The 20,258-nt window shown below is 67.6% G+C and carries 10 protein-coding genes and 1 pseudogene; 6 read left to right on the top strand and 5 right to left on the bottom strand.

All coding sequences use genetic code 11. From position 1 onward, the window contains the following. Window positions 1-379: 379 nt before the first annotated feature. The 4 genes and pseudogenes from AC07NX_RS05955 to AC07NX_RS05940 all read left to right on the top strand — a co-directional run. A complete protein-coding gene (locus AC07NX_RS05955; protein WP_494639982.1) occupies window positions 380-3,448 on the top strand; it encodes a TonB-dependent receptor in 3,069 nt (1,022 codons plus the stop codon). 129 nt (window positions 3,449-3,577) lie between these two features. Further along, entirely contained in the window at window positions 3,578-6,133 is a 2,556-nt protein-coding gene (locus AC07NX_RS05950) for a GH92 family glycosyl hydrolase (RefSeq protein WP_494639980.1), read from the top strand. A 16-nt stretch (window positions 6,134-6,149) separates the two neighbouring features. Then, on the top strand, window positions 6,150-7,427 hold the full coding sequence (locus AC07NX_RS05945; protein WP_494639978.1) for a histidine-type phosphatase: 1,278 nt from the start codon (window positions 6,150-6,152) through the stop codon (window positions 7,425-7,427). 163 nt (window positions 7,428-7,590) lie between these two features. Then, a pseudogene (locus tag AC07NX_RS05940) lies at window positions 7,591-10,002 on the top strand (glycosyl hydrolase 115 family protein); the annotation flags it as partial. Between the two features lie 8 nt (window positions 10,003-10,010). On the opposite strand, the gene AC07NX_RS05935 reads toward AC07NX_RS05940, so the two are convergent. The 5 genes from AC07NX_RS05935 to iolG all read right to left on the bottom strand — a co-directional run bounded on the left by AC07NX_RS05935 (window position 10,011) and on the right by iolG (window position 17,046). Beyond that, window positions 10,011-12,305, bottom strand: coding sequence for a GH92 family glycosyl hydrolase (locus tag AC07NX_RS05935; RefSeq protein WP_494639976.1), 2,295 nt, complete (start codon window positions 12,303-12,305; stop codon window positions 10,011-10,013). A gap of 5 nt (window positions 12,306-12,310) precedes the next feature. Next, window positions 12,311-13,327 carry an ABC transporter permease gene (locus tag AC07NX_RS05930; protein ID WP_494639974.1) on the bottom strand — a complete coding sequence of 339 codons (1,017 nt, stop codon included), beginning with the start codon at window positions 13,325-13,327 and terminating at the stop codon, window positions 12,311-12,313. After that, window positions 13,324-14,871: a sugar ABC transporter ATP-binding protein gene (locus AC07NX_RS05925; protein ID WP_494639972.1), complete on the bottom strand. Its 1,548-nt coding sequence runs from the start codon at window positions 14,869-14,871 to the stop codon at window positions 13,324-13,326. Before AC07NX_RS05925 ends, AC07NX_RS05930 begins: the two co-directional genes overlap by 4 nt. Window positions 14,872-14,890: 19 nt before the next feature. Further along, window positions 14,891-15,874 carry a sugar ABC transporter substrate-binding protein gene (locus AC07NX_RS05920; protein ID WP_494639970.1) on the bottom strand — a complete coding sequence of 328 codons (984 nt, stop codon included), beginning with the start codon at window positions 15,872-15,874 and terminating at the stop codon, window positions 14,891-14,893. Between the two features lie 185 nt (window positions 15,875-16,059). After that, on the bottom strand, window positions 16,060-17,046 hold the full coding sequence (iolG, locus tag AC07NX_RS05915) for an inositol 2-dehydrogenase (RefSeq protein ID WP_494639968.1): 987 nt from the start codon (window positions 17,044-17,046) through the stop codon (window positions 16,060-16,062). Between the two features lie 296 nt (window positions 17,047-17,342). On the opposite strand from iolG, the gene AC07NX_RS05910 reads away from it, so the two are divergent. Together AC07NX_RS05910 and AC07NX_RS05905 are read left to right on the top strand one after the other, a co-directional pair. Next, entirely contained in the window at window positions 17,343-18,215 is an 873-nt protein-coding gene (locus AC07NX_RS05910; RefSeq protein ID WP_494639967.1) for a MurR/RpiR family transcriptional regulator, read from the top strand. 114 nt (window positions 18,216-18,329) lie between these two features. Beyond that, entirely contained in the window at window positions 18,330-20,258 is a 1,929-nt protein-coding gene (locus AC07NX_RS05905) for a bifunctional 5-dehydro-2-deoxygluconokinase/5-dehydro-2-deoxyphosphogluconate aldolase (RefSeq protein WP_494639965.1), read from the top strand.

Below are 20,258 nucleotides of genomic sequence, written 5' to 3'. Positions count from 1 at the left end.
CGCCCGAAGGGGCGGGCGCATATGTCGCGGAGACCGTGGCCCGGGCCAGTGGTCTCCTCCGAACCTCGCCGTCAACTCTCAACGCCCGGCTGAAAGGCCGTTCACCGTTGGTTGTAGATGTTCATTTTGGCCTGACCAGTAGGAAAATATGAAAAAAAAATTCTAGATCGCTGACAAAAAATAATATACAAACCAAATCAGCTACATGAAATAGGTCAGTGATATCAACGTCATTGTAGTTGACTGCAGGGTGCGACACGGGGGTGAGCGTTCCGGAAATATTGTCCTGACCAGTCAATAAATCCGGGTTCAATCAATGTCGCGAAAAGGTCGTGCCAACAAGCCGCCAAGGCAATGGCCGCAACGAGGAGGGAAAAAGTTGCAAGCGAAAATCAGCCCGAGGCGCGTCCTGAAGGTCGCGCTCCTGTCGGCCACCATCATTGGCGGATTGCCCGCGGTCGCCGCGGCCCAGGAAGCCGCCGCGTCGAGCACGGCCGCGCCGAGCGCCGACGTGCTCGACGCCGTCGTCGTGACGGGCTTCAAGCAGAGCTACGCCAACGCGGTCCGGGCCAAGAAGAACGCCATCGAGATCACCGACGGCATTTCGTCGGACGGCCTGGGCCGCTTCCCCGACCTGAACGTGGGTGAGGCGCTGCAGCGAATCCCGGGCGTTCAGATCAACCGCGAGGCCGAAGGCCGCGACGCCACCATCAACCTGCGCGGCATGCCGGGCGAGTACGCCCGCACGACGCTGAACGGCCAGTCGTTCGCCGGCCCGGCCCTGCTGCGCGACAACCAGGGCTCGCCGCTGGGCGCGTTCAACTCCGACATCTTCTCGGCCTTCGTAATCGCCAAGTCGCCGATGGCCAACACCACCTCGGGCGGGCTCAGCGGTAACGTCGACCTGCAGATCGCCCCAGCGCTGTCGCGCAAGGATGGCGGCTTCATGAAGGCGGCCTACGAGTACAACGACCTGGGCGATCTGGGCGCGCCCGCCGCGACGCTGGGCTACAACAAGCACCTGACGGACAACCTCGCCGTCTTCGGGACGATCGCCTACAAGAAGGAAAAATTCCGCCGCGATACGATCCGGCTGAACAGCTACGACTATCTGACGTCGGCGATGACGGGGCTGACCCCGACCCAGTTCAACACCACCTACGGCCAGTACTTCTCCCCGACCACCTGCGCCACCAGCGCGACCTCGTACTGCCGCTCGCTGGCCCAGGCCCTGGGCCTGTCGCAGTCGGCGGCCTCGGCCTACGTCACCAGCAACACGGGTTCGACCAGCACCAACGGCGTCTGGGCCAACAGCCAGATCCGCCAATATACCCGTATGAACGTCGGCAAGGTCTGGTCGGGCTCGGCGGGCGTCGAATGGAAGCCCAACGACAACACCAAGATCGGCCTGATCGGGTTCTCGACCGACCGTAACCTGCCCGATACGACGCAATACTTCCTGATCAACACCGTCACGCCGTCATCCACGGCGGGGGCGGGCACGGTGATCACTCCGACGGGCGCGCCGGTCCAGACCAATGACGGTCGCTATCTCTATCAGAGCTACTCGTTCGCCAACATGAACGCGCTCTCTTCGACCCGCCTGTATTCGCAGCATCAGAAGTCCGACGGCGTGATCGGCAATATCGACTGGAGCAACGACGACTGGCGCCTCGCCGGCGCCCTGACGCTGTCGTCCGGCTACAACGCGTCGGTCGAAACCGAGGTCGACGTCGTCAACTATACTCGCGCGGGCGGCAACGGCATCTCCGGTTCGCTGACCACCGGCCTCGATGACATCGGCAACTTCTCCTATACGACGACGCCGACGCCGCAGAACTCGATCACGACGGGCCAGACCTGGACCTGGGGGGGCGGCAGCGACCCAACGGCGTTCTACAACAACGGCACGCGCGCCAATTCCACGAACGCCATCTGGATCCAGGGCACCGAGAGCTTCGCCAAGAACAACCTGAACAGCGCCGCCTTCGACGTCGAGCGCTTCGTCAATTTCGGCCCGATCAAGAGCATCCAGGGCGGTGTCCGCCTCGAGCGCGAGAAGTACGTCTCGACGGGCTATCGCGTGTACGCCTACGGCGCCCAGCTGCAAAATATCACGTCCAGCATGATGGTCACGGCGCCCTTCGTCGACGATTTCATGGGCGGGACGGCCGGCAGCTATAACCGCAACTGGCAGGTCCTGAACGTCCGCGACTTCCTGAACGCGGTCCGTCCGGTGACGGTCTATCCGGGCGGCGGCCTGTCCTCCCAAGGCTTCAACATCCAGTACGCCGACAGCAGCTACTACGACAAGAACTTCACCAACGAGAACGATATCAATCAGTTCTACATCCAGGCGAAGTACGACACCCAGATCTTCGGCCACGGCGTGCGCGGCAACTTCGGCGGCCGCTACGAAGACACCAAGAACACCATCACGACTCTGGACCGCACCACCCCGCCGACCGACTCGATCGGCTCGCCCACCGCGTTCAAGACTGACGAGTATGTCAACAAGTACGACTACTTCCTGCCGTCGGCGATCTTCGTGGCCGATGTCACCGACGACCTGGTCCTGCGTGGCGCCTACTACAAGACCTATGTGCGTCCGCACCCGCGTCAATACTCGCCGTCCACCAAGGTCAGCCCGACCCAGATCCTCAACAATAGTCTGAGCTCGGGCACGACCAGCGTCTATGACGTCTCGGTGGCGATCGGCAACAACAAGCTCAAGCCCTATCTGGCCGAGTCCTTCGACCTGTCGCTGGAGTGGTACAACCGCCCCAACGGCCTGATCTCGCTGGCCTATTTCCGCAAGAACATCACTGGCCGCATCGCCACGACCACCGATCCGTCGATCCTCTGCCCGGCGGACGGCTCGACCTGGGGCTTCGGCGCCCTGTCTTGGGACGGCACCTACTGCAACGCCACCAGCCTGAGCAGCGCCACCAAGCAGGTCCACGTCAACGCCAGCGGCGCCTACAACCTCGACAAGGCGACCACGGTCGAGGGCGTCGAGTTCAACCTCCAGCAGAATCTCGACTTCCTGCCGGGCTTCTGGGCGAACTTCGGCGGCAGCTTCAACTACGCCTACACGACCTCCAAGAGTGTCGCGATCGCCCCGTTCCCGGGCATCTCCAAGCACAACGTCAACCTGATCGGCTACTACGAGACGCCCAAATATGGCGTGCGCGCGGTCTACAACTACCGTTCCGACTACCCGCTGAACGCCAACGGCACCTATACCGGCGGCGCCCGTTCGGTGAAGGCGCGCGGCCAGCTGGACCTGTCGGCCTCCTACAACGTGACCGACAATCTCACCCTGTCGCTGGACGCCTACAATCTGACGGACTCCAAGCGGTTCGAATACGAGAACGATACGCAGGTCTCGCGCTGGGTCGACTACGATGGCCGCACCTACACCCTGACGGCGCGCGCCACCTTCTAATCTTCACTCTCCCCGTGTGAAGCACTTGATAGCCGGTCCATTCGTGGACCGGCTATATTTTCGATTTCAGGGAGGCCGCCGACCAGGCATGCATCTGGCGGTCTTTCGTTCCGTAGTCGGAGGACCTTGATGCCCGGACTTCGCGCGCGCCTGTCGCCCCTGCTGGTTCTTGCCCTCCTGGCGGCGTCTACGACGGCCAGGGCCGACCCCGACCGGTTGCTCTACAAGCTTCCCGCGCTGAATGTCGGCCTCGGCAACGACAACGAAGGCGACACCATCCCCGGACCGACGCGGCCCAACGGGTCCATCCATCCCTCGCCCGAGACTCCCAACCCCAGCAACGCCGGCTACAACGCCGCCGAGCCGATCAGCGGCTTCGCCCAACTGCACTCGCAAGGATCGGGCGGTGTCACCACCTACGGCACGTTCCTGCTGTCGCCCCAGGTGGGACCGGCCCAGTTCGACGAGGCCGCGCACCTGTCGCCCAAGGCCGACGAGGTCCTGGCCGCCGACGCCTATTCGGTGCGCCTGTCGCGCTACGACACGCGCGTCGAGGTCACGCCGGCCCACTATTCGGCGATCTATCGCCTGACCTATCCGAACACGGACCAAGCCCAGCTGGTCTTCGACGTCACGCGCAAGGTCGGCGGACTGGTCGCGTCGGACCAGGCCGACGTGAAGCTGTTCCCCGCCGAGGGCAAGGTCGTCGGCCACGTCAAGGCCAAGGGCTATTGGAACCCGGCCCTGATCGACATCTGGTTCGTCGCCAAGTTCGACCAGAAGCCCACCGCCTGGGGCGTCTTCGACAAACAGGATCGCAAGGCCGGCGCCATCGAGGGCAAGACCGGTCCGGATGAGCGCCTGGGCGCCTGGCAGACCTTCAAGGCCACGGACGGCAAGCCGCTGCTGGTCAAGATCGCGGTGTCCTTCACCAGCGCCGAGACGGCCGAAGCCCTGCTGGACCGCGAGATCCCGGACTGGAACTTCGACCGCGTGCGCCAGGAGACCCAGGCCGCGTGGAACGACCGATTGGGCGAAATCGAGATCTCGGGGCTTTCGGAGGCCCAGGCCCGACGGTTCTACACGGCGCTCTACCACGCCTCGACCCATCCGCGGGACCGGTCGCTGGACCAGCCGGCCAAGGAGTTGGGCCGGCCGAACTGGGACGACCACTACACCCTGTGGGACACCTATCGGACCCTGTTCCCACTGATGTCGGTGCTGCGGCCCAGCCAGTACACGGCCAATCTCAACTCGCTGATCCACACCTTCGACAAGTTCGGCGCCGCCGATACCGCCATTATCGGCGGCCAGAACTACCATGTCGGCCAGGGCGGAGACGAGGTCGACAACGTGCTGGGCGAGGCGGCGCTGCGCGGGGCCCAGGGCGTGAACTGGAACGACGCCTGGCGCGTGACCCATTTCAACGCCTTCGAGCGACGCCGGCCGCGCTATCTGGAAAGCGGCTATTTCGGCGTGGGGGACCTCAGCCCCGAGCCGAACAACCAGCGGGCCAAGTCGGGCTCGTCGACCCTGGGCTTCGCGCTGAACGACTATTTCGCCGCCCAGGTCGCCGCCAAGGCGGGTCACGCCGACGAGGCCGCGGCCCTGTCAAAGCGCTCCCAGAACTGGCGCAAGATCTGGAACCCGGACACGCAGAGCGACGGCTTCACGGGCTTCCTGATGCCGCGCTATCCCGACGGCAAGTTCCAGGACATCGACCCCAAGCTCGGCTGGGACGGCAAGGTCCACAACAATGTCGGCTACTACGAGGGCACGGCCTGGATCTATTCCTACGGGGTGCTGCACGACCTGCCCGGCCTGGTCGAGGCCATGGGCGGCCGGGTGCGCTTCAACGAGCGCCTGAACCACGCCCTGGACGCCGGGCTGATCGACATCACCAACGAACCGTCCTTCGCGACACCCTGGCTGTTCCACAACCTGGGCCGGGCCGACCTGTCGTCCTATTGGGCGGAGCAGGTGTTCAAGCACTTCACCGACACGGCCTATCCCGGCGACGAGGACGCCGGGGCGATGAGCTCCAACTACGTATTCAACCGCCTGGGCCTTTTCCCCAAGCTGGGAAGCGACCTGTTCTATCTGCACGGGCCGCGTCACCCCCGCAGCCTGATCCACCTGGAAGGCGGCAAGGCCCTCGAGATCCTCGCGGCGAACGCCGGCGCGGATCGCCCCTACATCGCCGCCGCCAGCCTGAACGGGCGCCCTTTGTCCGGTCCATTCGTTTCCCAGGCGCAAATGCTGTCGGGCGGCGTGCTGAACTTCACGATGAGCGACAAGCCCGGTCAGTGGGCCTATGACGGCGCCGTGCTGAAGGCCGAAGCCAGCGCGCCGGCCCTGACCGACGGCAAGACCTCGACGGTCTGGACCGCCTCGGCCGGCCAGTCGGCGGTGTTCACCCGTCCGGCGGCGACCTGCCTGAAGGCCTATACGGTCAGCGTCGGCCCGGAGGAAGCCGATCCGACCGCCTGGCGTTTCAGCGGTTTCGATGGCAAGCGCTGGGTCAAACTGGACGAACGGCGCGGCCAACGCTTCGACCATCGCCACGCCACTCGAACCTTCGCCCTGAAGGCCAAGGCCTATGTCCGCTATCGGCTGGCGCTGACCGCCGGCAAGGCCGTCCAGGTCGCCGAGGTCGAGCTGATCGCCGGAACCGGCTGCCACTGACGTCCGGAGCCGCGTGATGATCCGTTCCCTTCGAGCCGCCCTGGCCGCGTTCGTTCTCCTGTCGGCGGGTTCCGCCTGGGCCGGCGCGCCGGGCGAGCGATTGGAGAAGGTGGTGATCCTCAGCCGGCACGGGGTGCGGGCGGCGATGTCGAGCCCCGAGCGGCTGGAACAGGCCTCGGCCCGCCCCTGGCCGCGGTTCTCGGTCCCGCCCGGCCACCTGACCACTCGGGGCGAAGCCCTGGCGTCGCTGATGGGCGGCTATTTCCGCGAACACTACGCCGCCGAGGGCCTGTTGGAAGGGCGGGGCGACTGCGACGCGACCTATTACTGGGCCAATGTCACCCAGAGGACGATCGCCACGGCCCAGGCGGTGGCGCGGACCCTGTCGCCCGGCTGCGCCGTCGTCGTGGGCACGGTGGGCGAGGGACGTCTCGACCCGATGTTCGAGCCGATCAAGGCGGGCGTCGTGGTCGCCGACCCTGAGCTGGCGCGGGCGGCTGTCGCCGGCCGGGCCGGCGGCGATCTGGCCGCCTGGAGCGCCAGCCATCGCGACGCGACCGAGCGCCTGGACGCGCTCCTGATGCAGTGTCCGGCTGGCCCGTGCCCGCCATCGCCCGGCAAGCGGCGGATTTTCGACGCCAAGCCGGGCTTCGCCGAGGGCGAGGATCTTGTCTCGCTGTCGGGGCCGGAAGCCTTCGCGTCCGGCGTCACCGAAAGCCTGCTGATGGCCTGGGCCGACGGCCAGGATTTCGCGGGGCAGGGGTGGCGGAACCTCGACGAGGACGCGTTGACCCGTGTCTTCGCCCTGCATCAGGCGGAGTTCGACCTGCGGCTTCGCACGCCCTATGTCGCCAGGACCCTGGGCGGCCACCTGGCCCGGCGGATCCTGGCCACGCTGGAGACGGGCGCCGGGCCGGGGCGCGCGGGGCAGGGCGATGCGATCGGTCCGGCGGACGCCCGGATCGTCTTCGTGGCCGGCCATGACGGCACCCTGGCCGTGTTGGGCGGCCTGCTGCGCGTCGAATGGACCCTGCCGGGCTACCAGCCCAACCAGATCGGCCCCGGCGGCGCCCTGGTGTTCGAACGCTGGCGCCGCGCCGACGGCGTGCGGGTGATCCGCGCCCGCTTCACCGGCCAGAGCCTTCGACAGTTGCGCGAGGCCACGCCCCTGACCCAGGCGGCGCCACCCCTGGCCGCGCCGCTGTTCATCCCGGGCTGCAGCACGGCCACGCCGGCGTTCGATTGCCCTCTGGACCGGTTCGAGACCCTTGTATCGCAAGCCTTGGCGTCGTGATCGTCCATCATCCAAAGTACAAGATCCGCCACGCGTAGGGAGGCCTGGGCCGATGAACAGACTGCAGTCGATCTGGCGGGGCGCCCTGGCGCTGATCCTATGCCTCGGCGCCGCCCAGGCCGCCCAGGCGCAGGGCCGCCGCGAGACCGGGACCCTGTTCACCGACAGCCTGGCGCGGGGCGGCTTCGTGCTGGTCGAGGCGGGCCGCGCGCCGACGATCGTGGTCGATCCGGCCGACGCCGCGGTCGTGCGCCACGCCGCAGACGACCTGGCGGACGACATCAAGACCGTCACCGCCCAGCAGGCGACCGTGGCCGCCGCACCGGCCGGCAGGACGGCGATCCTGGTGGGCACGCTGGGCCACAGCAAGCTGATCGACCAGATGGTCGCGGCCAGGAAGGTCGACGTCTCCCGCCTGTCCGGCGCCTGGGAGAGCTTCGTCATCGCCTCGGTCGATCGTCCGGTGCCCGGCGTCGACAAGGCCCTGGTGGTGATCGGCAGCGATCGGCGCGGCGCGGCGTTCGGCGTCTACGAGGTGGCGCAGGCCATGGGCGTGTCGCCCTGGGCCTGGTGGGCCGACGTCACGCCCGCGCACCGCGACAGGCTGTTCGTCGCCCCGGGCGTCCACCGCTTCGGACCACCCTCGGTCCGCTACCGGGGCGTCTTCGTCAACGACGAGGATTGGGGACTCTATCCGTGGGCGGCCAAGACCTTCGATCCCGAGCGCGGCGACATCGGGCCCAAGACCTATCGCCGGATCTTCACCCTGCTGCTGCGCCTGAAGGCCAACACCCTGTGGCCGGCCATGCACCACACGACCGCGCCGTTCAATTCCGATCCGGCCAACGCCAAGCTGGCCGAGGAATATGGCATCGTCATGGGCTCGTCCCACGCCGAAGCCATGCTGCGCAACAATGTCGGCGAGTGGAAGGACGCGCCGGACAGGTTCAACTACGCGACCAATCCCGAGGGCGTGAAAGCCTATTGGGAGGAGCGCGCCAAGGCCAACGGTCCCTATGAAAGCCTGTGGACGGTCGGCATGCGCGGCATCCACGACACCGGCATGGTCGGTCCCAAGACCATGCAGGACAAGGTCGCCCTGCTGGACAAGATCATCGCCGACCAGCGCGAGATCCTGGCCAGGAACGTCTCGCCGGACGTCGCCAAGGTTCCGCAGATCTTCGTGCCCTACAAGGAGGTGCTGGAGATCTACCGGGCGGGGGTGAAGGTCCCGGACGACGTCACCATCGTCTGGCCCGACGACAATTTCGGCTACATCCGCCAGTTCCCCAGCGCCGAGGAAGCCAACCGCAAGGGCGGGGCGGGGGTCTACTACCACCTGTCATACCTGGGCTATCCGCTGGCCTATCTCTGGCTCGGCACGACGCCGCCGGCCCTGGTGCAGGAGGAGATGATCCACGCCTGGGACAAGGGGGCGCGCAACGTCTGGATCGCCAACGTCGGCGACATCAAGCCGGCCGAGATCGGCGCCAGCCACTTCCTGGAGATGGCCTGGGACATCGACCGCTGGCGGGGCAAGACCCAGCGCCAGTTCCTGGAGGACTGGAGCCGCCGCGCCTTCGGACCCGTCCTGGCCGGCAAGACGGCCGACCTGATGGACGCCTACTATCGCCTCAACTTCGAGCGGCGGCCCGAGCACCTGGAGTGGCAGCCCCAGGCCGAGAACCGCCACCTGTCCAGCTACACGCCCGACGAGGTCAACGACCGCCTGCGGGCCTTCCGCAAGCTGGTGGCCGAGACGCGGGCGACGAGCGCGTCCGTGCCGCCGGAGCTGGCCGACGCCTGGTTCGAGCTGGTCGAGTTTCCGATCCGCATTTCGGCCGCCGCCAACATGCGGTTCTTCGCGGCCGAGCGGTACAACGAACTGGTCGACAGCGACCAGGCGATGGCGCGCTCGGCCGGCGGCGCGGCCGTCGACGCCCAGGCCGAGATCTCCGCCCTGACCGACCGCTTCAACAACCAGATCGCCGGCGGCAAGTGGCGCTGGCTGATGCCCGAGGAGCCCGCCGACAGCCAGTGGCGGATCTATCGCGCCCGCCCAATCCCGCTCCCGGGCGCGGGCCTTACCGCCGATCCCGCCAGGTTCCTGGCCGTGGTCGACGGCAATGCGCCCGCCGCCTCGCCGGTGTTCGAGGCCGAGGCGTTCACCGCCAACACGGGCTGGCGCGTGGTCGAGGGCGTCGGCCGCGGCCGCGGGGTGATGATGGCCGATGCGCCGGGCGCGACCCTGACCCTGGCCGTCGATGTCGCCGGCGCCGACGGCCGCCGCGTGCAACTGGGCGTGCTGCCGATCTTCCCCGACGGTCAGGCCCAGGACATCGAGTTCGACGTCAGCGTCGATGGTGGCGCGGTCGAGCACGTGCGCTTGCCGCGCAAGGTCGGATCCCCGGCCTGGGCCGAGGGCGTGCTGGACAACCTGCTGAAAGCCACCGTCGGCCCGTCGCTGTCGCCGGGACGCCATACGATCACGGTGACCTCGCGCGCCGGCCGCGTTGGCCTGGACCGCGTGCGGCTGGTGCTACCCGAGCAGGTGGCGGTGCACGAGAACCACTAGAGGAGGGGCTAAAGCCCGTTGGGCGGCGGCGTGAACGTCGTCGCCCAGCCCGACGGCGCCGGGCCCATCGTCAGGTCCAGCACGCCGCCCTGGGCCAGTTCGGCGTGGGTGATCCAGGCGCGGTCCAGCGGCTTGCCGTTCAGGCGCGCGGCGGTGACGTAGCGGTTCGCCTCCGAGGTCGCCAAAGCCTGAACCGTGAAGGTCTTGCCGCTCTCCAGCGCGATGACGCTGCGCGCGAACACCGGCGAGGCGATGTAGTAGTAGGGCTGGCCGGCGTTGGGATAGAGCCCGATGGCGTTCCAGACGTACCAGCTGGACATCGCCCCGGCGTCGTCATTGCCCGGCAGGCCCGTGCGGCTGGGGCGATAGTGCTTGGCCATCAGCTGGCGCGCGATCTCGGCCGTACGGTCCGGACGTCCGGCGTGGATGTAGAGATACGGCGCCAGGATGTCGGGCTCGTTGCCCTGCGAGTAGTGGCCGTCGAACAGATGGTCCAGCCAGGCGACGAAGCCCTCGCGCCCGCCGGTCTTGGCCATCAGCCCGGCGACGTCCTGGGGTACGTAGGTCGAGTACTGCAGCGAATTGCCTTCGTAGAACGGGGCGTCCCACCAGGGGCCCGAGCGGTCCGGATACTCGTAGGTGCAGCTGTAGTTCTCGACCCAGTCCCCGTTCGGGTAGCGGGGTCGGATGCAGCCCAGCGTATCGTCCCAGAGGTGTTTCCAGTTCCCCGACCGCGCTAGATAGCGCCTGGCGTCGTCGGTCTTGCCCAGGGCCTTGGCCACCACGCCGATCGCATAGTCGTCATAGGCGTATTCCAGCGTGCGCGAGGCCGAACGGGTCTCCGTGAACGGCACGTAGCCCAGCTTCAGGTAGTCCTTCAGCACCCGGCCCTGCAGGAACGGCTGGTCGCTATCGACCTCGCCGTTCTTGCGGATGGCCTCATAGGCCAGGGCCTGGTCGAAGCCGCCCAGGCGCTTGACCACGGCGTCGGCCACCAGGATGTCGCCGTTGGAGCCGCCCTGGGTCATGCCGTTGGCGCCGGCGATGCGCGAATCCGGCATCCAGCCGGTGTGCCTGTAGGTGTCGATCAGGGAGCGGATCATGTCGCGCTGCCGCTGCGGCTGGATCACGGTGAGCAGCGGATGCAGCGTCCGGAACGTGTCCCACAGGGTGTAGAAGTCCTCGTAGTGGGGCTCGGTGGAGTTCCACCACACGTTCTCGCCGGAGAGGTCGTGCGGCATGGTGTGGGCGCGGTAGAGGGCGGAATAGAAGATCCGCTGCTGCTCGTCCGATCCGCCTTCGACCTGGATCCTGGCCAGGGCGTCGTTCCATTGCGCCCGGGCGGCCTGATGATAGGCGTCGAAGTCCCAGCCGGGCATCTCCTCGGTCAGGTTGGCGCGGGCCTTGTCGGCGCTGACGAACGACATGGCCAGCTTCATCCGCACCTGGCGATCGGTGGTGGTGTCGAAGGTGAGGTAGGCGCCCAGGCGGTTGGAGAACTCGCGCTCGGTGTCGTACTCGATCATCAGGCCCTGGCGGTTGGCGGCGCTCTTGACCTGCGCGCCGCCCTCGCTTCGGCCGGCGCCGGGCGTGGCCCTGAACCAGCCCTGGCCGGCCTTCCACGCCCCGAAGGCCTTGGCCGGGCGATCGACGACCGCGTGGAAATAGAGGGTGTAGGGGGCGGGGTTCCAGCCGCCCTCGACCGTGACCTCGCCGGCCAGGGTGTGATCGTCGATCAGCTCGACCTTGGCCAGCCGCACCCGCTGGCCGCGCCCGCGCATGGCCACCACCGAGCTGACGTCGAAGATCAGCTGGCTCTCGGCGGCGGCGGGGTAGGTCAGGCGCTGGAAGCCGACCCGGCGCGAAGCGGTCAGCTCGACCTTGATCCGCTCGGCGTCGCTGTTGCCCAGGCCGACGCTGTAATAGCCGGGCGAGGCCTGTTCGTCGGTCTTGCCGAAGTGCAGGTGGTTGACCCGTAGGGGGCCGACGGCGGGCGTGACCCGGAAATTGCCGTACTTGCCCGACCCGCCGGTGCCGCTGACGTGGGTGTAGCTGAAGCCCATGATCGGGCTTCTGGAGTCGTAGCCGTTGGTGTCGGCGTTGGTGGTGTCGGGGCTCAGCGACACGAAGCCGAACGGCACGCCGGCGCCGGGTACGGTGTTGCCGCCGGTGACCCCGCCGCCGTCGACCCCGACGAACGGATCGGCCTTGCTCGCCAGGTCCGGCGCGGCGGTCTGGGCCGCCGCGGCGAGCGGCAGCGTCAGCAGGGCGGCGCCGAGGAAAAGGCCGCTCAGGGCGCGCATGACGATCAGGCCTTGTGGGTGCGGGCGTAGTGGTCGAACGCGACCGCGGCCACGATGATCAGGCCGATCACCACCTGCTGGAAGTAGGAGCTGACATGCATGATCACCAGGCCGTTCGACAGCACGCCGATCAGCAGCGCGCCCAGGAGCGTGCCGCCCACGCCGCCGGAGCCGCCGGTCAGGCTGGCCCCGCCGATCACCACCGAGGCGATGACCCGCAGCTCGTAGCCCGTGCCGGCGACAGCCTCGGCCGAACCCAGGCGGGCCGACAGCAGGAAACCCGACAGGCCGGCCAGGGCGCCGATCACCGCGTAGACGCTGGTGACGATGAAGTCGACGTTCACGCCCGACAGGCGGGCGGCCTCGGCGTTGCCGCCGACCGCATAGACCTGGCGGCCATAGCGCGTGTAGCGCAGCACGACGTGACCCAGGGCGGCGACCAGCACGAAGACGGCGATCGGCACCGGCACGAACAGGATGTCGCCGGTGCCCCACCAGCGGTAGGCGGCGTCGAAGCCCGAGATCGGCCCGCCGTCGTTGAGGATCAGCGTCGCGCCCCGCCAGACGGTCATGCCGCCCAGGGTGACGATGAAGGCCGGCACGTGCAGCCAAGTCACCGCCTTGCCATGGACGTAGCCGCCGGCCAGGCCGACCAGGGTGGAAATGCCCAGGGCGATCAGCCAGCTGGCCGGGGAGGGGCCGACGACCGTGGTCACCACATAGGCCGCCGCCAGCGAGGCGAAGGCCAGCAGGGAGCCCACGGCCACGTCGATGCCGCCGATCAGGATCACATAGGTCATGCCCACGGCGATGATGCCGTAGATCGACACCTCGCTGAGGATGTTCAGCGCGTTGCGGATCGTCAGGAAGCGTTCGTTGACCGCCCCGAACACGGCGATCAGCAGCAGTAGGAAAAGGATCGTGCGGTGCTTGCGCGCGAAGGCCAGCGGATCGAAACGGCGCGGCGGGGCGGCCGCCTGGTCGGCCGCCGGGTCAGGGGAAAGCGTCGGGGAGGAGGTCATTGGGGACGGTGTTCCATTCCTGGCGGCGAAGCCCGGCCGACGCCGGTCGCCATATAGGCCATCAGGCCCTCTTCTGTGGCCGTCTCGCCGTCGAGGTCGGCGACGACGACGCCCTCGCGGAACACGACGATGCGGTCGCTCACGGCCATCACCTCGGCCAGTTCCGACGAGATGACGAGGATCGCCACGCCCTGCGCCGCGAGGTCGGACAGCACCTGGTGGACCTCGGCCTTGGCGCCGATGTCGATGCCGCGGGTGGGTTCGTCGACGATCAGCACGCGCGGGGCCAGGGCCATCGAGCGGCCCAGCAGCACCTTCTGCTGGTTGCCGCCGGACAGCTTGCCGATCGGCGTTTCCTGGCTGGCCATCTTGACGCGCAGCTTCAGGCGATAGGTCTCGACCAGGTCGCGCTCGGCCTGTTCGTCGATCCATTGGCCCAGGCGGCTCAAGGGCTTCAGGCTGGGCAGGCTCAGATTGCGGCGAATGGAGTGGTCGAGGAAGCAGCCCTGCTGCTTGCGGTCCTCGGGCACCATCATGACGCCGGCCCGGATCGCATCACGCGGCGACCTCAGTTTCAGGGGCTTGTCGTCCAGCCGGATCGAGCCGGAGGCGATGGCGTCGGCGCCGAAGATCAGCCGAGCCAGGTCCGTGCGGCCGGCGCCGACCAGGCCCGCCAGGCCGACGATCTCGCCGGCGCGCACCTCCAGGCAGACGTCCTTCAGATAGCCCGGCGCCGCCAGGCGCGGGCGCTTGGGCGTCACGGTCTCGACTTTCAGAACGACGGGACCGGGCGGACCCGAACGCGCCCGGCGAACGAACTCGACGGAGCGTCCCACCATCAGGCGGACCATGTCGTCGATCTCGACATCAGCGACGTCGCCGCTGGCCACATAGCGGCCGTCTCGCATCACCGTATAGCGGTCGCACATCGCCTTCACCTCGGCCAGGCGATGCGAGACGTAGATGACGCTGACGCCGCGCGCCTTGAGGTCGGCGATGATCGCGTGCAGGCGGTCGACCTCGCGGCTGCTGAGGGCCGCGGTCGGCTCGTCCATGATGATCAGCCGGGCGTTCAGCGTCATGGCCTTGGCGATCTCGACCATCTGCTGCTCGGCCACGGTCAGGCGGCTGACCGGCGCGTCGGGATCCAGCGGCAGGCCCAGCTCGCCCAGCAGGGCGGCCGCGTCGGCGCGCAGGCGTCGCCAGTCGATCAGGCCCAGGCGCTTCGGCTCGCGGCCCAAACACATGTTCTCGGCGACGCTGAGCTCGGGGAAGAGATTGAATTCCTGATAGATCGTGGCGATACCCAGTTGCTGGCGCCGCAGCGGCGTGTCGCGTGCATCCAAGGGCTGGCCGTCGAAGGTCACGACGCCCTCGTCCGCCGCGTGGGCCGCCGACAGGATCTTGATCAGGGTCGACTTGCCCGCGCCGTTCTCGCCCAGCAGGGCGTGGACCTCGCCGCGCCCGACCTCGAGCCGCACCCGGTCGAGAGCCCGCACGCCGGGAAAGCTCTTGCTAACCTGGCTGACGTCCAGAAGCGCCATCACATCATCCGCCGCGGGGCTATTTCACTTCCGAGATGCGCGAAGCCTCGGAAAGGTTGGCGCTGGTGATCAGCACGGGCGTGAGGCTGACGCTCTTGGGCGCCGCGCCGGTCTTGATCTTGTCCGCGGCCTGGCGGAGCGCGGTGCGGATCTGTTTGCCGGGGTTCTGTTCGACCGAGGCGACCATTTCGCCGGCCTTGATCCGGGCCAGGGCCTCGGGGATGGCGTCGAAGCCCAGCACCTTGATCTTGTCGGAACCGAAGCCGGCCGCGCGCACCGCCTCCAGGGCGCCCATGGCCATGTCGTCGTTCAGGCACAGGATCACGTCGGGCGGCGTGTCGTGCATCGAGGTCAGCACGTTCTGGGTGACGGTCAGGGCCTGATCGCGCTTGGAGTTGGCGGTTTGCTCGGCGACGATCTTGAAGGCCGCGCCGCCGGCCGTGAGGCCTTCGTGCACGCCCTTGACCCGCTCGATCGAGCTGGAGCTGCCCGGATCGTTGGTGATCACCACGACGCGCGCGCCGCCCGGATAGGTCTTGACCACCCAGTCGGCCATCGCGCGGCCGCCGGCCACATTGTCGGCCCCGACATGCGGCACGGGCGTCTTGGCCCCGACGATGTTGCGGTCGACCGAGATCACGGCCACGCCCTGTTCGGCCAGCTCATCGGCCGCGGTGGCCAGGGCCTTGGAATCGGTCGGGGCGACGATCACCACCTTTGCGCCCTGCACGGCGGCGGCCTCCAGGTCGGCGATCTGTTTGGACGAGTTGTTCTGGGCGTCCAGCACCTGGACCTTGACGCCCAGCTTGCCGGCCTCGTCCTCGAGTTCCCGGCGCATGGCCACGAAGAAGGGCTGGGAGAGGTCGTTGAAGCTGACCACGATCTCGGCGGCGTTCTGGCCCCCGCGGGCGCAGGCGCCGAGCAGGCCGCCGGCCGCCGCCGTCAGCCCAAGTCCGGACATCAGGCCAAGGAAGCGCCGGCGCGATGTCGGGGTGCGGTTCATGGCGTTTCTCGACTCTCTAATGGCACGTTTATGGGGCGTGAAGCATCGCCCGGTTTTTCTTTGATACAAGAATGGAATATAAATTCCATGTCAAGAACATCAGGGAAGGCGCATTTCATTTCTGCCGCGATGGCGTCGCCAGGGCGCCTTTCGGCGTCCCGTTCCCAGGGGGCTTCGCCCCGGCGCTACAACTTCACGACCTGGCCGGTCCTGGCCGACTGGCCGGCGGCCTCGGCCAGGGCCAGGGCCTCTACGCCGTCGACATAGCCGACCGAGGGCAGGGCCTCGCCGCGGATGATCTGGGCGAAATGGGCCATCTCGCGACGGTAGGCTTCGGCGTAGCGGTCGAGGAAGAAGTTCTGGAACGCGTCGCTGGCCGCGCCAGCCTCGCCCCAGACCGAGACCGTGCTCTCCATGACGTTGTCGGCGCGGACCAGGCCCTTGGCGCCGAACGCCTCGATGCGCTGGTCGTAGCCGTAGCCGCTGCGGCGGCTGTTGCTGATGACGCAGAGCTTGCCCGAGGCGGTGCGCAGGACGATCTTGGCCGTATCGACGTCGCCGGCCTCGCCGATCGCCGGATCGACCAGGCAACTGGCGGCGGCGTAGACCTCGGTCACCGGCTCGTCCAGGAGCCAGCGGGCCATGTCGAAGTCGTGGATGGCCATGTCCTTGAACAGGCCGCCCGACACCTTGACGTAGGCGACCGGCGGCGGGGCCGGGTCGTGGCTGGTGATGTGCACCGTCTCGAGCGCGCCGACGACGCCGGCCGACAGCCGCGCCTTGAGTCCCTGGAAGTTCGGGTCGAAGCGGCGGTTGAAGCCTAGGAACAGCTTCACGCCCTTGCCGCCCAGTTCGCCGGCCGCCGAACGGGCGCGGGCCAGGTCCTGGTCGATCGGCTTTTCGCAGAACACCGCCTTGCCGGCCGCGATGGCCTTGAGGCTGTAGTCGAGGTGGGTGTCGGTGGAACTGGCGACGATGACGCCGGCCACGGCCGGGTCATTCAGGGCGGTGTCGAGATCGGAGACGCTGGCGCCGGTCTCCGTGGCCAGGCCGTCGGCGGCCGCGGCGACGGGATCGACCACGTATTTCAGCCGCAGGCCCGCCTGGCCGGAGACGTTCTTGGCGTGGATGCGGCCGATGCGGCCGGCGCCCAGGATCGCGATGTCGTGCATGGGAACCTTCATAGTCTCAGGAAATCGGGCGGGGCGGGAGCGCGGTCGCGGCGTCTCGTGGCCGGGACGGCGCGGGGCGTGGGCGGAACGGACCCATTCGATCGTCGTTCAGTCGCGTCGCGTCGACCATCACCGCTCCCTGATCCGGCTCGGAACGTGGCCGGGTTTCGCTCTCCTGTATATTGGAACGGAAATTCCCTCTACAGATAAAGTGGAATTTTGCGACGCGAGCGAGGCCTTGGTGTTTGTATGCGGAACGGATATTCTAAACTTGGACCAACTGTGCCGGGGCCGAAATGACCGAAGAGACCATGGCGGCGAGCGCGCCGGCCAGCGCCGATGAACTGAGAACGGCGATCCTGGAGCGCTACGATACGCTCAGCAAGCGCCTGCAGCAGATCGCGCGTTATGTGCTTGATGAGCCCAATGAAATGGCGCTGGAGACCCTGGCGGTGATTTCCGAGCGCTGCGGGGTCCAGCCCTCGGCCATTGTCCGCTTCGCCAAGTCGTTCGGTTATCCGGGCGCGAGCCAGATGCAGCGGCTTTTCCGCGAGGGCCTGCTGTCGGGTCACGCCGGCCTGGGCTACGGCGAACGCGTGCGCCACTTCAACGAGGCGGTCGCCAAGAAGCCCGAGGGCGGGGCCGACGTGCTGTCCGAGTTCGTCGAGGGCAATACCCTGGCCCTGCAGAACCTGAACCAGACGGTCAGCGAGGCGGACATGGCCCGGGCCGTGTCCCTGATCGACAAGGCCGAGACGGTCTATGTGGTCGGTTTCCGCCGCTCGTTTCCCGTCGCCTCGTACCTTGCCTATTCCCTGCAGCAATTGAACAAGCGCACGCTCTTTATTGATGGCGTGGCCGGCCTGACCAAGCAGCAGGTCCAGACCATCGGTCCCAAGGACCTGCTGATCGCCGTCAGCTATCACCCCTATGCGGAAGAGACCGTGCAGGCGGTCGAGATGGCCGGACAGCGCGGGGCCAGGATCCTGTCGATCAGCGACAGTCTGGTCAGTCCGATCGCCAAGCTGGCCAGCATGGTCCTGCACGTGCGCGAATCCGAGGTGAGGACCTTCCGCTCGCTGGCCGCCTCGATCTGCCTGGCCCAGGCCCTGGTGATCGGTTTCGCCTTCACGGCCAGCAAGAAGAAGGCCAAGGCCAACGTCGGCTGAACCATCCGTTCCAGTCTGGGCGAAAATGAAATGGATATTGCGAGTGTTCTGATGTTGGAATATGCGTTTCACATCGCTGGTGGAAAGCCGGCCGCAGAGTAACGTGGAACCCGTATGGCGCAGGACTCCAAGACCCTTGATCTGATCGCCGTGGGCCGTTCCAGCGTCGACCTCTACGGCCAGCAGGTGGGCGGCCGGCTGGAGGACATGGCTTCCTTCGCCAAGTATCTGGGCGGCAGCCCCACCAACACCGCTTCCGGCGGCGCCCGCCTGGGCCTGAAGACAGGCCTGCTGACCCGCGTCGGCGCCGATCACATGGGCCGTTTCATCCGCGAGCAGCTGCAGCGCGAAGGCGTCGATGTCGCCGGCGTGCTGTCCGACCCCGACCGCCTGACGGCCCTGGTGGTCCTGGGCATCCGGGACCGGGTGAACTTCCCGCTGATCTTCTATCGCGAGAACTGCGCCGACATGGCGCTTCAGCCGTCGGACGTCGACGAGGCCTGGTTCGCCCAGGCCGGGGCGGTGTTGATCAACGGCACCCACCTGTCTCAGCCGAACGTCTACGACACCAGCCTGAAGGCGGCGCGCGCGGTGAAGAAGGCCGGCGGTCGCGTGGCCTTCGATATCGACTACCGCCCGGTGCTGTGGGGCCTGACCGGCAAGGACGCCGGGGAGAACCGGTTCGTCGAGAACCAGGACGTCACCCGCAAGCTGCAGGAGGTCGTGGCCCTCTGCGACCTGATCGTCGGCACGGAGGAGGAAATCCATATCCTGGGCGGCTCGACCGACACTATCGCGGCCCTGCGCGCGATCCGGCGAGGCAGTGAAGCCCTGCTGGTCTGCAAGCGCGGCCCCGACGGCTGCGTGGCTTTCCCGGGCGCGATTCCCGATCGCCTGGACCAGGGCGTCAGCGCCCGGGGCTTCAAGGTCGAGGTGTTCAACGTGCTGGGGGCGGGCGACGCCTTCATGGCCGGCTTCCTGCGCGGCTGGCTGCGCCACGAGCCCGTCGAGACCTGCTGCGAGTGGGGCAACGCCTGCGGGGCGATCGTCGTCTCGCGGCACGGCTGCACGCCGGCGATGCCGACCTGGGTCGAGCTTCAGGCGTTCCTGAGCGATCGGGAACGACCGTTCCGGCTGCGCGAGGATGTCGAGCTGGAGCACATCCATTGGGCCACGACCCGCGAGCGCGTCTATGACGAACTGACCGTGCTGGCGGTCGACCACCGCAGTCAGTTCCTCGACCTCATCGCCGAGACCGGCGGCGATCCCGAGCGGATCCCGCACTTCAAGACCCTGGCCCTGCGCGCGGTCCAGCAGGTGGCGGGTCGTGACGAGGCGCGGTTCGGCATGCTCCTGGACGGTCGCTTCGGCTTCGACGCCCTGGCGCAGGCCGCGGATCACGACTACTGGATCGCCCGCCCGATCGAGCTGCCCAAGTCGCGGCCGCTGGAGTTCGAGAGTTCGGCCGACGTCGCCACCGAGCTGACCGAGTGGCCGCTGGACCATGTGGTCAAGTGCCTGGTCTTCTACCATCCCGACGACGAGATCGAACTGCGCGACCGCCAGGAACGCCAGCTGCTGCGCCTGTTCGACGCCTGTCGGAAGACGCGCCACGAACTGCTGGTGGAGCTGATCCTTCCAAGCGACATGGCCAGCGACAGCCATACGGTGGCGCGGGGCATTCGCCGGCTCTACGGCCTGGGCATCCGTCCCGACTGGTGGAAGCTGGAACCGCTGACCGATCCCGCCGCCTGGCGCGAGATCGAGGTCGCCATCACCGAGAACGACCCCCTGTGCCGGGGCGTGGTGCTGCTGGGCCTGTCGGCGCCGGAAGCCGAGCTCCTGGCCTCGTTCGAGGTCGTCGCGCCGTTCCCGATCGTCAAGGGCTTCGCCGTCGGCCGAACCATCTTCTACGATGTCGCCCGCGAGTGGCTGGCGAACCGGATCGACGACGAGGCGGCTGTCGCCGCCCTGGTCGGCAAGTTCAGGGTGCTGGTCGACGCGTGGAGGCGCCTGCGCGGCGCCGCGGAGAAGGCCGCGTAA

The organism is Caulobacter sp. GW821-FHT09A05 (genome assembly GCF_059418465.1).
The sequence above is the reverse complement of the archived record's forward strand: the minus strand, read 5'-3'. Positions and strand labels throughout refer to the sequence as shown.